We start from the raw sequence: 14348 nt of genomic DNA on the forward strand, positions 1-14348 counted from the left end.
ATCGTGCCGTGGTCACCGTGGTCCATGGCGACAGGATATGACCTGGTGTTTCCGGTCAGACGGCCTGGGTGGCCGCAGCGACGCGTTCGGTGCGCAGGGCGTCGTACCAGCGGTCGTCGACCGGGGGAAGGCTGGGCACGTCCAGGTGGAGGCGCAGCAGCAGATCGGCGATCTGGGGGTTGCGGGCCATCACCGGGCCGTGCATGTAGGTGCCGAAGATGGTGTCGCGCCAGGCGCCCTCGGTGCCGTCGCCGGTGCCGTTCCCGTTGCCGAAGCGAACCTTCGCGAAGGGGCGCACCCCGGGGCCGAGCTGCGTGACGCCCTGGTGGTTCTCGAAGCCGGTCAGCTGGGGCAGCCCGAGGCGTTCGTCGACGTCGCCGAGGACGTCGCCGACGCAGCGGGCTCCGGTGCCGCGGACGCTGATGACGTCGAGGAGGCCGAGGCCGGCTTCGCGCTCGCCGAGGTCGTTGATGAACTCGCGGCCCAGGATCTGGTAGCCGGCGCAGACGGAGAAGATGATCGCGCCGGATTCGGCGGCCTTGGTGAGGCCGCCGTCGCGGCGCAGGCGTTCGGCGGCCAGGCGCTGGGGGCGGTCCTCGCCGCCGCCGATGAGGTAGATGTCGCCGGTGGTGGGGACGGGCTGGTCGGAGCGGACGTCGACGCGTTCGACGGTGAGTCCGCGCTGGCGGGCCCGGCGTTCGACGACCAGGACGTTCCCCTGGTCGCCGTAGGTGCTGAGCAGGTCGGGGTAGACCCAGACCAGGCGCAGGCTTGAGGCGGTCATGGTGTGCTGGCCTTCCTTGGTGTCTGTCCGGTGTCAGTTGCCGACGACGCGGCGCAGGTCCTGGAACGCCGTGTAGTTGGCGATCGCCTCGATGCGGCCGGGGGGCAGGCTGCGGATGGCTTCGGCGGCGGTCTCGTAGACCTGGAAGTTCTGGCCGGCGACCTCCAGGCGTACGGCCAGGTCCAGGCGGCGGTCGCCGATGACGGCGATGGGGTGGCCGCTGAGCCGGGTGTAATCGACGTCCCACAGCCAGGAGGTGTCGGTGCCGTCGGCGCCACGGGCGTTGACGCCGAGGATGACGGGGGCGGGGGCCGGGTCGATGAGGGAGAAGGTTTCCAGCCAGCCGGCGGGGTTCTTGGCGAGCAGGAGCCGGATGTCGCGGCCCTCGTACTGGACGACGTCGTAGCGGCCGGCGACGGCGGCCACGGACTGCATGCGCTGGAGGGCGACCTGGGGGGAGATCCCGAAGGTGGCGGCGACGGCGGCGGCGGAGGTGGCGTTGGCCTTGTTGGCGCGGCCGGGGAGCTGGAGCTGGATGGGCCAGGAGGCGCCGTGCGGGTCGAGGACGCTGTCGCCGGACAGCACCCAGGTGGGGGTGGGGCGGCCGAAGCCGCAGCCGGCGCACTTCCAGTTGGTGTCGTCGGGGCGCTGGAGCACGCCGCCGCACGAGGGGCAGGACCAGGCGTCGTCCTTCCATGCCTGGCCGGCGGCGACCCATACGACGTTGGGGGACGAGGACGCGGCCCACACGATGAGGGGGTCGTCCGCGTTGGCGATGATGGTGGCCTTGCTGCCCTGGAGTCCTTCGCGCCAGTGCTCGGCCATCATGCGGGTCTCGGCGGCGCGGTCGAGCTGGTCGCGGGAGAGGTTGAGCAGGGCGATCGCTTTGGGGTTGACGTCCTGGGCGACGGTGATGAGGTACTTCTCGTCGACCTCCAGGGCTCCGAAGCGGGCGTCGGCGCCGCCGGAGAGGGCGGAGGTGATCCCGGCGGGCATGTTGGCGCCGAGGGCGTTGGAGACGACTTCGCCGCCAGCGCGCAGGGCCTCGGCGACCAGTCGGGTGGTGGTGGTTTTGCCGTTGGTCGCGGAGATCAGGACCACGTCCAGATGTCCGGCGAGCCGGGACAGCAGTTCGGGGTCGAATTTCAGGGCTACGCGCCCACCGATCACCGATCCGCTTCCGCGGCCGGCGGCGCGCGATACGGCGGCTGCTGCCTTGCCCGCCGTCACGGCCAGCCTGGCCCGTGGTGACAGCGGCGTGCTCTCTGACATCGTCCTGGCTCCTCCTTGCCCTAGACCGATGACCAGCCTATCGAGGTCTGTGGCGGGGCTCGCACCGCATCCGGTCAAGTGTGCGGCGTGGCGGGTGGGTTCTCGGTGCACTGGGTGGCTTTCACCCGTTTGCCCGGATGAAGTGATCATTACCATTTGTGGGCTTTAGGCTAATGGCAGTGAAGGGAGTGCTGGTGATTCTGTCGGTTTCCTGGGTGGTTCTGCTCGCGGTGCTGATGCTGGTGTTTTTCCGTAAGGACGGGCTGAAGCCGGTGCACGCGGTGGTGTGCGCGCTGTTCGGTTTCTATCTGTCGGGGACGGTGATCGCGCCGAGTATTACGGCGGGGGGTCAGTCGCTGGCTTCGCTGCTGGGGGGTCTGTCGCTGTAGGGGCGGCGGGGCGGGTCAGGTCGGGAGGACGGTGTGGGGGTCGTCGAGGATGGGCTGCCAGGCGAGCTCGGCGGCGCCCACCAGGCTGTTGTGGTCGAGGGTGCAGGGCTGGATGGTGGCGTTGCTGTCCTTGCCCCACAGGCTGTGGTCGCGGACGGCGGCGCGCAGCCGGGCGGGGGCGGCCTCCAGGAGCCATCGGTGCAGGCCGCCGAGGATGATGCGGTCGGGGTTGAGGATGTTGACGAGGCCGGCCAGGCCCTGGCCGAGGCGGTCGGTGACGGCGTGGGTGGCGGCGCGTACGGCGGGGTCGGTGCGGTATTCGGTGTGGATCAGGTCGCGGGCCTGGTCGAGGAGGGAGCCTTCGGGTCCCGGGGTGCGGCCGGCGGCGTCGAGGAGGGCGAGGGGGTCGGTTTCGACGTCGAGACAGCCTCGGCTGCCGCACTGGCAGGGGCGGCCGGCGGGGTCGACGGTGAGGTGGCCGACTTCGAGGGCGAGTCCGGCGCTTCCGGTGTGCAGGCGGCCGTCCAGGACGAGGGCGCCGCCGACGCCGCGGTGGCCGGTGGCGACGCACAGCAGGTGGCGGGCGCCGTGGCCGGCGCCGTGCCGGTGTTCGGCGAGGGCTCCGAGGTTGACGTCGTTTCCGCAGTGGCCGTCGTGGGCGAGTCCGGCGTCGGCCAGGCAGCGGTTGAAGATGTCGCGGACCGGGGCGCCGACGGGCCAGGCCAGGTGCAGGGGGCCGCGGGCGGTGCCCTCGGGTTCGGCGACGGCCGAGGGGACGGCGAGTCCGGCGCCGACGCAGCGCCGGCCGCTGGTGGCGAGGAGTTCGGCGCCGGCGGCGACGAGTTCGCCGATGACCTGGGCGGGGTCGGCGTCCACGGTCTGGCAGGCGGGGGTGGTGGCGACGATGGTGCCGCCCAGGGCGACGAGGGCGGCGCGGTAGCCGTCGGCGTGTACTTGGGCGGCGAGCACGACGGGGCCGTTGTCGGCGACGGACAGCCGGTGGGAGGGGCGGCCCTGGGCGCCGGCGGGGGCGCCGGGGCGGGCGTCGACGGTGATCAGTCCGAGGGTCTGGAGTTCGGCGGCGACGGCGCCGGCGGTGGCGCGGGTGACGCCGAGTTCGGTGGTGAGGACGGCGCGGGTGGGGGCGCGGCCGGTGTGGACGAGCTGGAGGGCGGGGCCGAGCGCGTTGCGGCCGCGTTCCAGCCTTGTACGAGAGCGGGTCACGTCCCTATTCTGACTTTGTGCCATCGATGAACAAATTCAGGGCCGGGTCGGTTCGCGGAATCGGCCGTGCGGGCGGCGGGGATCGGGCGGCGGATCCGGCGCTGCGCCAACTGCGGTACGCGCTCACGGCGTTCTTCGCGGTGGATGGTTTTGTGTTCGCGGGCTGGGTGGTGCGGATCCCGGCGGTGAAGGAGCAGACGGGGGCGTCGGCGAGCGCGCTGGGGCTCGCGCTGCTGGGGGTGTCGGCGGGCGCGGTGGTGACGATGACGCTGACGGGGCGGTTGTGTCAGCGGCTGGGGAATCATCCGGTGACGGTGGCCGCGGCGTTGCTGCTGTCGTTGAGTGTGGTGCTGCCCGCGCATGCTCATTCGGCGGTGGCGCTGGGGGTGATGCTGCTGGTGTTCGGGGCGGGGTTCGGGGGCATGAATGTGGCGGTGAACAGTGCGGCGGTGGATCTGGTCGCGGCGCTGGGGCGGCCGGTGATGCCCGGTTTTCACGCGGCGTTCTCGCTGGGCGGGATGGTGGGCGCGGGGGCCGGGGGGCTGGTTGCGGGGTCGTTGTCGCCGGCCTGGCATCTGTCGGCTCTGTCGCTGACCGGCGTGCTGGTGACGGTGGTGGCGGGGCGTACGCTGCTGGCGCATCCGGCGCCGCGCGCGCCGGAGTCGGCGGCGGAGACCGGGCCGGTGGAGCGGGGCGGGGCGGCGGCGGATGGCCGGGTGGGGTGGCTGGTCGTGGTGCTGGGGGTGGTGGCGGCGTGCACGGCGTACGGGGAGGGCGCGCTGGCCGACTGGAGCGCGCTGCATCTGCGGGAGACGCTGCTGGCGAGCGAGGGGCTGGCGGCGGCCGGGTATGCGGTGTTCGCGCTGGCGATGACGGTGGGGCGGCTGTCGGGCACGTGGCTGCTGCTGCGGCTGGGGCAGACCCGGGCGATGGTGGCGGGTGGCTCGGTGGCGGCGGCGGGGATGCTGGTGGCGGCGCTGGCGCCGTCGGTGTGGCCGGCGCTGGTGGGTTTTGTGGTGACGGGTCTGGGGCTGGCGAACATCTTTCCGGTGGCGATCGGTCAGGCGGGTTCGCTGGCGGGGCCGCGTGGGGTGGCGGCGGCGTCGACGGTGGGGTACGGCGGGATGCTGCTGGGTCCGGTGGCGATCGGGTTTCTCGCCGAGTGGTTCTCGCTGGCGGCGGCCCTGACCTCGGTGGCGGTGCTGTCGGCGACGGCGGCGGTCATCGCGTACGGGATGCGGGGCTCCGCGCCGGCGGTTCCCTGACCGGCGCGGGGGCCGGGCGGGTTCGCGGGCGGGGCGGCGGGGCCGGGCACCCACCGTGGCGGGCTCCGTGCCGGGTGGGTGCCCGTCGTACGGGCGGGTGCGGTGGTTATTCCTTGCGGGGCGGGGCGTCGGCGGGGCCGGCCGGTTCGGTGTCGGGGCCGGGCGCGGGGTCGGTGCGGTCCAGGGCGGCCAGGGCGCGGCGGGCGGCGGGGTGGTTGCGGACGATGCCGGCCAGGGTGGTGGAGCCGCGGGTGATCTGGGCGAACGCGTTCCAGGCGGGGCGGAAGCCGATGAGGGCGGTGTGCAGCAGCCGGTGGCGGGGGCCGAAGATGCCGATCATGCGGCGGCCGACGCCCATTTCGGCGCCGAGGCCGGACTTGATGGCGAAGGTGTAGTTGAGGGCCTGGCGGCGGGCGTCCACGGCGTCGGCCGCGTCCGCGATCCGGACGGCCCACTGGCCGGCGAGGCGGCCGGAGCGCAGGGCGAAGGAGATGCCTTCGCGGGTCCACGGCTCCAGCAGGCCGGCGGCGTCGCCGCAGACCAGGACGCGGCCCCGGGAGAGCGGGGAGTCGTCGCCACGGCAGCGGGTGAGATGGCCGGAGGAGATGGCGGGTTCGAAGCCGGACAGGCCGAGCCGGGCGGTGAAGTCCTCCAGGTAGCGGCGGGTGGCGGCGCCGTCGCCCCGGGCGGAGATGACGCCGACGGTGAGGGTGTCGCCCTTGGGGAAGACCCAGCCGTACGAGCCGGGCAGCGGGCCCCAGTCGATCAGGGCGCGGCCGGCCCAGTCGGCGGCGACCTCGGGCGGGACCGGGATCTCGGCTTCCAGGCCGAGGTCGACGGATTCGAGGCGGACTCCGACGTGGGCTCCTATCCGGCTGGCGCTGCCGTCGGCGCCGACGACGGAGCGGGCCAGGATCGTCTCGCCGCCGGCCAGGATGACGGCGACGGTGCGCCGGTCGGGGACGGCGGGGCCGTGCTGTTCGACGCGGGAGACGGCGGCCTTGGTGCGCAGTTCGGCGCCGGCCCGGAGGGCGGCGTCGACGAGGCGCTGGTCGAATTCGGCGCGGTTGACGAGGCCGAAGAGCATCCGCTTGGAGCGGCGGGTGCGGGAGAGTTTGCCGTTGAGGGAGAAGGTGACGGCGTGCACGCGGTCGAGCAGGGGCAGTTCGAAGCCGGGGGGCAGGGCGTCGCGGGTGGGGCCGATGATGCCGCCGCCGCAGGTCTTGTAGCGGGGTAGTTCGGCCTTCTCCAGGAGCAGTACCCGCCGCCCGGCTTCGGCGGCGGCGCGGGCGGCGGAGGCTCCGCCGGGGCCGGCTCCGACGACGACGACGTCCCACACCACTGTGTTCTGGGCTCCGCTCTCGCTGCTCACGCTGTCCGCTGCTCCCGCTGCCTGTCCGTTCCGTCCTCGGGTTGGCATCCTACGGTCCCGGGTGCGGGGTGGATCGCTGTGGGATGATCGGCTGTCATTCCCGGTCAGGTTCGCGGCCCGGGCGTGCCGGGGTTGGTGCGCGGGTGGCGGCGCACAGCTCAAGGAGCTTTTTATGCAGCACTCTTCCCCCCTGTCGCAGTCGCCGTCGCCGTCCGGTTCGCATGCGGGCATCGCGGCGTCGGTGGCGGGGCTGATGCCCGCGGCGCGCGAGGAGCTGGCGCAGTTGGTGGCGTTCCGGTCGGTGGCCGATCCGGAGCAGTTCCCGGTGAGCGAGTGCGAGGGGGCGGCGCGGTGGGTGGCGGACGCGCTGCGCGCGGAGGGCTTCTCGGATGTGCGGCTGCTGGACACGCCGGACGGCACCCAGTCGGTGTACGGGCTGCTGCCCGGTCCGCAGGGGGCGCCGACGGTGCTGCTCTACGCGCATTACGACGTGCAGCCGCCGTTGGAGGTCAGTGCGTGGACCTCGCCGCCGTTCACCCTGACGGAGCGGGCGGGGCGCTGGTACGGGCGGGGGGCGGCGGACTGCAAGGGCGGGGTGCTGATGCATCTGCTGGCGCTGCGGGCGCTGGCGGCGAACGGTGGGGTGCCGGTGACGGTCAAGGTCATCGTGGAGGGTTCGGAGGAGCAGGGCACCGGTGGGCTTGAGCGGTACGCGGAGCAGCATCCGGAGCTGCTGGTGGCGGACGCGATCGTGATCGGGGACACGGGGAACGTGCGGGCCGGGGAGCCGACGGTGACGGCGGTGCTGCGCGGGATGTCGATGGTGCGGGTGCGGGTGGACACGCTGGAGGGGAATCTGCACTCGGGGGCGTTCGGCGGGGCGGCGCCGGACGCGCTGGCGGCGTTGATCCGGATGCTGGATTCGCTGCGGGCGGCGGATGGTTCGACGGTGGTGGACGGTCTGGACGGGTCGGGGGTGTGGCCGGGTACGGCGTACGCGGAGGATGCGTTCCGGGCGGATGCCGGGGTGTTGGAGGGGGTGGAGCTGATCGGGTCCGGGGCGGTGGCGGACCGGCTGTGGGCGCGGCCGGCGGTGACGGTGCTGGGGATCGACTGCCCGCCGGTGGTGGGGGCGACGCCGTCGGTGCAGGCCAGTGCGCGGGCGCTGGTGAGTCTGCGGGTGCCGCCGGGGGTGGACGCGGGTGAGGGGGCGCGGCTGCTGGCGGAGCATCTGCGGGCGCGGGCGCCGTGGGGTGCGCGGGTGAGTGTGGATCCGGCGGGTGAGGGCCAGGGGTTCATGGCGGACACCTCCTCCCCCGCGTACGCGGCGATGGCGGACGCGATGCGGGCCGCCTACGCGGGTGCGGAGATGGCGGTGGTGGGGCAGGGCGGTTCGATTCCGCTGACGGCGACGCTGGCGGGGCTGTACCCGGAGGCGGAGATTCTGCTGATCGGGCTGAGTGACGCGGCGGCGCGGATCCATGCGGTGGACGAGAGCGTGGATCCGCTGGAGTTGGAGCGGATGGCGGTGGCCGAGGCGCTGTTCGTCCAGGGGTACGCGGCTCAGGTGGCGGAGAAGGCTGCGGGGGCGTAGCGCGGTCGGGGTGCCGTCGTCGGGCCGGTCAGTGGTGCTGCTGGTGGGCCCGGCGGCGGTACAGGGCGATGGCGCCGGTGAGGGCGGCCAGGGTGAGGGCGGCGCCGGTGAGCAGGATGGGGGTGTGGTCGCGTTGGGAGCCGCCGGTGCCGGCCTGGGAGCCCAGGGTGGGGAGGGTGGTGGAGCTGGCGGTGGGGGTGGTGGTCGCTGGGGTGCTGCTGGGGCTTGGGGTGGGGGTGGGGGTGGGGCTTGGGGTGGCCGCGGCGGCGGCGGTGTTGTCGATGGTGAGGGTGGTGCGGCCGTTCTGGCTGCCGCAGGTGAAGGTGACGTCGAAGGTGGTGCCGGGGCGGGCGGCGGGGTTGACGGTGGTGCGGGCGCTCTGGGCCTGGCCGGGGGTGCCGAGGCTAATGGGGTCGAAGACGCCGGATTCGGCGTGGGCTTCGTCGCCGGTGCAGCCGGTGGCGGTGAGGGTGATGGTGCCGCCGGGCCGGACGGTCTGCGGGGAGATGCTGAAGGCGAAGGAGCCGTTGTCCTGGGCGGGGAGGGGGGCGGCTGCGCTGAGGGCTATAGCGGTGAGCGCGGTGACGGCGAGGGTGGTCAGTGGTGGGGTCATGGGGGCTCCCTGGCTGCGGTGACGGGTTTCCGGTGCCGTGTGGTGGGTGAGGCTAGGCGGGGTGCGGGGCGTTCGGCCATGCGGATGGGGTGAACGGGTCACGGGTGCGGCCGTTCGGGTCAGTGCGCGCCGGTGAGGGTGGCGTACGCGACGACGTTGCCGGTGTAGCCGGTGCCGGGGTGGTAGCTGCCGCCGCAGGTGAGGACGCGCAGTTCGGGGTGTCCGGTGGCGGCGTAGACGCGTTCGGGGAGGGCGTCCTTGTCGTACACGGCGATGTCGTAGACGGTGAAGTCGAGGGTGGTGCCGTCCTCGCGGGTGATGGTGATGGTCTCGCCGGTGGTGAGGGCGCCGAGGGTGTAGAAGACGGCGGGTCCGGCGGCGGTGTCGACGTGTCCGGTGAGCACGGCGGTGCCCTGGGCGCCGGGGGCGGGGGCGTCGGTGTACCAGCCGGCGAGGTGGCCGGCGTCGGGGGGTGGGGCCTGGAGCCAGCCGTCGGGGTCCAGGCCGACCGGGGTGATGGGGGCGTCGACGCCGAGGGCGGGGATGGTGACCCGGGTGGGGGTGGCGGCCGGCTGGGGCGGGTGGGCGGGCTGTGCGGTGCCGCTGTCGGTGCGGTGGTGGGGGGCGGGCTGGGGCGGGCCGCCGGCGCCGGTGGCCTGGTACATCAGCTGGAGGCCGAGGACCAGGGCGCAGCCGAGGGCGGCGGCGGCCAGCCGGGTGCCCCAGGTGTCGTGGTCGTGGGGCTGCTGCTGGGTGGATAGGTGCATGGCGGTTCACCGTTGGTGGGGGTCTCCCCCGGTGTGGGGCCGTCAGGCACACGGTAGGGCGCGGGTGGCGGGTTCGCGATTCGGCGGGGTGCGGGGTCAGTGGCCGACCGGGACACCGGCTTCCAGGTTGAGGGGGCGGCCCTGGGTGCGGGCGTGCAGGGCCCAGCGCAGGCGGTCGAGGCGGTTGGGGGAGAGCAGGGTCCGGGCTTCGTCCTCGGTGGTGAAGCGCCAGGCGCGCAGTTCGTCGGGGGGCAGTTGGATGGTGCGGATCTGGTCGGGGGTCAGCCGGCGGCCGTCGAAGAGCAGGCGCAGGCCGCCGGGGCGCGGGGGGTGTGGTGGTTCCCAGTCGACGATGAGGAGGTCGGGTGGGTGGGGCAGGCGCAGGCCGAGTTCTTCGGCGACTTCGCGGAGGGCGGCGCGGGCGGGTGGTTCGCCGGCTTCGACGATGCCGCCGGGGAATTCCCAGCCGGGTTTGTAGGTGGGGTCGACCAGGAGGAAGCGGTCCTGGTCGTCGAAGAGGAGCATGCCAGCGGCGAGGGTTTCGGCGCGGGGTGGCGGGGTCTGGACGATGGGGCAGGCGCCCTGGTCGCGGCTGATGGCGTCGGCGATGGCTTCGGCGGTGCGGCGGGGGGTGTGGTGGTGGGTGTCGATGGTGTGGGCGTCGTGGGTGAGCCAGGGCAGTGCGGTGGTGTAGTGGGGTAGTTGGGTGAGGTGCCAGCGGCGGGTGGAGTCGCCGTCGGTGGTGGCGAGGTGGTTGATCCGGGCGCGCAGGAACGTTTCTTCAAGGTGTAGCAGGAAGTGCCGTACCGCGATCCCCCGGGCGGCCAGGCCGCCGAAGATCTCGTCCCGGTGCTCCTGGTGCAGCAGGGTCATCGGGACGATGAGCGGCCCCGGGATCTCGGACAGCAGCGCGGCGGCGGTGTCCACCAGCAGCCGGCGCCAGGACGGCAGTTCGCTCACGTCGTCGACCTGGGCCAGCCGCTCCTTGGGGAGCGTGGCGCGCAGGCTGGCGCCGACCGGCTCCGGTTCGAAGAGCCGGCTGCCCGGCAGCAGGTCGGTCAGTTCGCGTGCGGCCGTGGTCTTGCCGGCACCGAATGCGCCGTTCAGCCAGATGATCACGGATCCCCCTCCTTTTTCGCCCGTGAGTCAGTTGCCCGCTTGTCCCGGTATCAAAAACGTGTCCGAGCCGCTGTGGCAGACGGCGGCGGCGCCGACCAGGCCCGCGTCGGTGCCCAGTTGGGCCGGGAGCACGTCGATGCCCCGGACGAAGGGCAAGGTGGCGTAGGTGTGAAGGGCCCGGCGCAGTGGGGTGAACAGCACCTCGCCGGCCTGGCTGACGCCGCCGCCGATGACGACGACGTCGAGTTCGACCAGGGTGGCGGTGGCGGCGATGCCGGCCGCGAGGGCGCGGGCGGAGCGTTCGAAGGCGGCCAGTGCCACGGGGTGTCCGGTGCGGGCGTCGGCCGCGACGGCGGTGGCGGTGGGTTCGGTGCCGGGGGCGGGTCGCCAGCCGGATTCGGTGGCCCAGCGGGCGATGTTGGTGCCGCTGGCGATGCGTTCGACGCAGCCGCGGCTGCCGCAGGGGCACGGGTCGCCGTCGAGGTCGACGCTGATGTGGCCGATGTGGCCCGCGTTTCCGGTGGGGCCCGGGCGGAGTCTGCCGTCCAGGATCAGTCCGCCGCCGACGCCGGTGGAGACCACCATGCACAGGGCGTTGTCGTGGTGGCGGGCGGCACCGCGCCAGTGTTCGCCGGCGGCGATGGCGGAGCCGTCGCCGAGCAGGGTGACCGGCAGGGCGCCGGTGGTCTCGCGGATGCCCGCCACGAGGGGGAAGTCGCGCCAGGCGGGGATGTTGACGGGGCTGACGGTGCCGGTGCGGGCGTCGACGGGGCCCGCGCTGCCGATGCCGATGGCGCGGACGCGGTGCCAGCGCTCGTCCGCCATCAAGGTGCTGAGCGTGCCGGTGACGGCGGCCAGTACCCGCCGGGCGTCCTCCCGGGCGGGGGTGGGGCGCTGGGCGCGGGCCAGCAGGGTGCCGTCGCCGTCCACGAGGGCCGCCGCGACTTTGGTGCCGCCGATGTCCACGGCTGCGACAAGATCCAGGTCCATGGGGTGGAAGCCTGTCCGGAACGGGGCGGGTTGTCCAGTGCGGGGCCGCTCTGGGGGCGGCGGGGAGCCTCGGTGCGGGTGTCCGCCTTGGGGCCGAGGGACGGCCCCAAGGCGGGGACGCAGACGGGGAGACGGGACCGGGAACCAGGCCGGAGACACGCCGGGCAGGACCGGCAAGGGATCGGAGGCCACCGGCCAGAGGCAGGAGCAGGACAGGAGTCGGGCCCCCGAGGCGCAGGCTGGGGGCAGGCCGGAGACACCCCAGGCACGGCTGGCAAGGGGTCGGCGGTCAGATGGGTACGGGTCAGACCGGAGGCGGGCCAGGGGCGGCCGGCAAAGGGCCGGAGGTCACCGGGCACGGGAGCGGGCCGGGGCCGGGGCGGGGGCGGGCCGGGTGGCCGGCGAGAGGCTGGCGGCCAGCCGAGCACGGGGCAGGCCAGGAGCGGGGGCGGGATGGAAGCCGGCAAGGGTCGGCGATCAGTCGGGTACGGGGACACACCAGGGGCGGGCCGGAGGCAGGTCAGGGTGGTCGGCAAGGGGGCGGGGGTCGGGGTGTTCCGGGGGGTTGTTTCGTGCTGGAGTCCGGGGTTGTTACGGGGTGGGGCGTCCCAGGGTGTGCAGGGTGGTGGGGTCGGCTCCCGTGGTGGTGGTGAGTTCGGTGGTGTCGATGGCGCCGCAGTGCCAGCCGCGCAGGAGGAAGCCGGCCAGGGCGCGGGCGGTGGCGGGTTCGTCGAGGACCGTGCCGTCGGTGTCGGCGGCCAGGTAGGCGGCCAGGCGGCGGGCGGCGGCGGGCAGTCCCTGGCGGTAGAAGGTGTAGACGGCGGCGTAGCGGGTGGGCAGGTGGCCGGGGTGCATGTCCCAGCCTTGGTAGTAGGCGCGGGCCAGGGAGCGGTGGACGAGGGCGTGGTGGTGGCGCCAGGCGTGGTGGACCTGGGTGGTGTCGCCGGTGGGCAGGAGGTTGGTGGAGCCGTCGGACAGCCGTACGCCGGTGCCGGCCGCGGCGGCTTGCATCACGGCTTTGGCGTGGTCGGCGGCGGGGTGGTCCAGGGCCTGGTGGGCGGCGCTGACGGAGCAGGCGGCGCTGTAGTCGAAGGTGCCGTAGTGCAGGGCCTCGACCCGGGTGGGGGCGGCGGCGATCAGGCGGGCGACGGTGGCGCGGCCGTCGGCGCCGATGATGGCCTGGGTGGTCTCGATCTGGATCTCGAAGGTGAGGCGGCCCGGGGGCAGTCCGGTGGCCTGCTCGAACGCTTCGCACAGCCGGGCCATGGCGGTGACCTGTTGGGGGTGGGAGACCTTGGGGAGGGTCAGGCGCAGTTCGGCGGGGAGCGGGCCGGCGTCCAGGAGGGCGCTGAGGAAGAGGTCGAGGGTGCGGATGGCCCGTTCGCGTACCGGTGCTTCCAGGCTTTTGAAGCGGATGCCGATGGAGGGCGGGGCGGTGCCGTGGCGCAGGGCGGTGGTGAGGTGGGTGGCGGCGCGCAGTGCGGTGGCGTCCTCTTCGGGGTCGGGGCGGTGGCCGTAGCCGTCCTCGAAGTCGATGCGGAGGTCTTCGACGGGCTCGTGGGCGAGTTTGGTGCGGACCCGGTGGTAGATGTCGGCGGCGAGGTGGTCGGGCAGGCCCAGGACGGCGGCGAAGGCGGCCGGGTCGGGGGCGTGTTGGTCCAGCAGGGCGAGGGCGGTGGTGCCCCAGGCCGGGGCGGTGCCGGGTTCGAAGCGGTCGGCGGGTACGTAGACGGTGTGGACGGGTTGCCGGGTGGTCGCTTCGCCGGGGTAGTGCCGGGCCAGGTGGGCGTCGACGCCGGCGAGGGCGGCGGCGATCTCGCGGCCGGTGGCGGCGGGGATGCTGGTACGGGCCTGGCTGTGGTCCATCGACGGCTCCTCCGGCCCGCTGTTCAACATTTCGTTGAACGAAGCTAACCGGCGCGGGCCGGGAAGACAACGGCGCCCGCCGTACGGCGGGCGCCGGGAGGCCGGGGCCGGGTCAGCTCTTGCGGGCCTTGATTTCCTCGGTGAGCTTGGGGAGTACCTCGAAGAGGTCGCCGACCACGCCGTAGTCGACGAGTTCGAAGATGGGGGCCTCGGAGTCCTTGTTGACCGCGACGATGGTCTTGGAGGTCTGCATGCCGGCCCGGTGCTGGATCGCGCCGGAGATGCCGGCGGCGATGTACAGCTGGGGGGAGACGCTCTTGCCGGTCTGGCCGACCTGGTGGGAGTGCGGGTACCAGCCGGCGTCGACGGCGGCGCGGGAGGCGCCGACGGCCGCGCCGAGGGAGTCGGCGAGGGCCTCGATGACGGCGAAGTTCTCGGCGCCGCCGACGCCGCGGCCACCGGAGACGACGATGGCCGCTTCGGTGAGCTCGGGGCGTCCGGTGGACTCGCGCGGGGTGCGGGAGGTGACCTTGGTGCCGGTGGCGGCGGCGCTGAAGGTCACGGTGAGGGGTTCGGCGGTGCCGGCGGCGGGGGCGACCTCGGGGGTGGCGGAGTTGGGCTTGACGGTGATGACCGGGGTGCCCTGGGTGACGCGGGAGGTGGTGGTGTAGGCGGCGGCGAAGACCGACTGGGTGGCGAGGGGGCCCTGGTCGTCGGTGGTCAGGTCGACGGCGTCGGTGATGATGCCGGAGCCGAGGCGTACCGCGAGCCTGGCGGCGATCTCCTTGCCCTCGGGTGAGGAGGGCAGCAGGACGGCGGCGGGGCGTACCGCTTCGTGGGCGGCCTGGAGGGCGTCGACCTTGGGGACGATGGCGTAGTCGGCGAACTCGGGGGCGTCGGCGGTCAGGACGCGGACGGCGCCGTGTTCGGCGAGTACGGGGAGGGCGGTGTCGGCGCCGGTGCCCAGGAAGACGGCGACGGGGTCGCCGAGGCGGCGGGCGAGGGTGAGCAGTTCGAGGGTGGGCTTGCGGACGGCGCCGTCGAGGTGGTCGACATGGACGAGGACTTCAGCCATGGTGATGTCTCCTGCGGA

13 protein-coding genes are annotated in these 14348 nt (G+C 73.7%); 3 read left to right on the top strand and 10 right to left on the bottom strand.

The window, feature by feature from the left end; genetic code table 11:
• Positions 1–55 precede the first annotated feature (55 nt).
• Entirely contained in the window at positions 56–784 is a 729-nt protein-coding gene (locus tag AC5WRL_RS17580) for a type 1 glutamine amidotransferase (RefSeq protein WP_496089507.1), read from the bottom strand.
• Between the two features lie 33 nt (positions 785–817).
• Positions 818–2056: a DUF1727 domain-containing protein gene (locus tag AC5WRL_RS17585; protein ID WP_496089508.1), complete on the bottom strand. Its 1239-nt coding sequence runs from the start codon at positions 2054–2056 to the stop codon at positions 818–820.
• Positions 2057–2250: 194 nt separating this feature from the next.
• Here AC5WRL_RS17585 and AC5WRL_RS17590 point away from each other — a divergent pair, with 194 nt between their 5' ends.
• Positions 2251–2445 (top strand): DUF2304 domain-containing protein, encoded by a 195-nt coding sequence (locus tag AC5WRL_RS17590; RefSeq protein ID WP_496089728.1) that lies wholly within the window; start codon positions 2251–2253, stop codon positions 2443–2445.
• 15 nt (positions 2446–2460) lie between these two features.
• Here AC5WRL_RS17590 and AC5WRL_RS17595 read toward each other — a convergent pair whose 3' ends face one another.
• Positions 2461–3693 (bottom strand): ROK family protein, encoded by a 1233-nt coding sequence (locus AC5WRL_RS17595; protein WP_496089509.1) that lies wholly within the window; start codon positions 3691–3693, stop codon positions 2461–2463.
• Here AC5WRL_RS17595 and AC5WRL_RS17600 point away from each other — a divergent pair.
• Positions 3687–4934 carry an MFS transporter gene (locus tag AC5WRL_RS17600; protein ID WP_496089510.1) on the top strand — a complete coding sequence of 416 codons (1248 nt, stop codon included), beginning with the start codon at positions 3687–3689 and terminating at the stop codon, positions 4932–4934. The two genes, AC5WRL_RS17595 and AC5WRL_RS17600, sit on opposite strands and share 7 nt — an antisense overlap.
• 106 nt (positions 4935–5040) lie before the next feature.
• On the opposite strand, the gene AC5WRL_RS17605 is transcribed toward AC5WRL_RS17600, so the two are convergent.
• Complete coding sequence (locus AC5WRL_RS17605) at positions 5041–6306, bottom strand: geranylgeranyl reductase family protein (RefSeq protein ID WP_496089511.1); 1266 nt, start codon at positions 6304–6306, stop codon at positions 5041–5043.
• Between the two features lie 172 nt (positions 6307–6478).
• Between AC5WRL_RS17605 and AC5WRL_RS17610 the strand changes: the two genes are divergently transcribed.
• Positions 6479–7900 carry a dipeptidase gene (locus tag AC5WRL_RS17610; protein WP_496089512.1) on the top strand — a complete coding sequence of 474 codons (1422 nt, stop codon included), beginning with the start codon at positions 6479–6481 and terminating at the stop codon, positions 7898–7900.
• Between the two features lie 28 nt (positions 7901–7928).
• Here AC5WRL_RS17610 and AC5WRL_RS17615 read toward each other — a convergent pair whose 3' ends face one another.
• The 6 genes from AC5WRL_RS17615 to AC5WRL_RS17640 all read right to left on the bottom strand — a co-directional run bounded on the left by AC5WRL_RS17615 (position 7929) and on the right by AC5WRL_RS17640 (position 14330).
• Positions 7929–8513: a hypothetical protein gene (locus tag AC5WRL_RS17615; protein ID WP_496089513.1), complete on the bottom strand. Its 585-nt coding sequence runs from the start codon at positions 8511–8513 to the stop codon at positions 7929–7931.
• A gap of 119 nt (positions 8514–8632) precedes the next feature.
• Positions 8633–9280 (bottom strand): class F sortase, encoded by a 648-nt coding sequence (locus AC5WRL_RS17620; RefSeq protein WP_496089514.1) that lies wholly within the window; start codon positions 9278–9280, stop codon positions 8633–8635.
• A 96-nt stretch (positions 9281–9376) separates the two neighbouring features.
• Complete coding sequence (locus AC5WRL_RS17625) at positions 9377–10399, bottom strand: NUDIX hydrolase (protein ID WP_496089515.1); 1023 nt, start codon at positions 10397–10399, stop codon at positions 9377–9379.
• 27 nt (positions 10400–10426) lie between these two features.
• Positions 10427–11389, bottom strand: coding sequence for an ROK family protein (locus tag AC5WRL_RS17630; protein WP_496089516.1), 963 nt, complete (start codon positions 11387–11389; stop codon positions 10427–10429).
• Between the two features lie 591 nt (positions 11390–11980).
• Complete coding sequence (locus AC5WRL_RS17635) at positions 11981–13255, bottom strand: DUF6986 family protein (protein WP_496089517.1); 1275 nt, start codon at positions 13253–13255, stop codon at positions 11981–11983.
• A 112-nt stretch (positions 13256–13367) separates the two neighbouring features.
• Complete coding sequence (locus AC5WRL_RS17640) at positions 13368–14330, bottom strand: electron transfer flavoprotein subunit alpha/FixB family protein (RefSeq protein ID WP_496089518.1); 963 nt, start codon at positions 14328–14330, stop codon at positions 13368–13370.
• Positions 14331–14348 lie beyond the last annotated feature (18 nt).

The sequence above is a fragment of the Streptomyces sp. NTD107 genome (genome assembly GCF_059510435.1).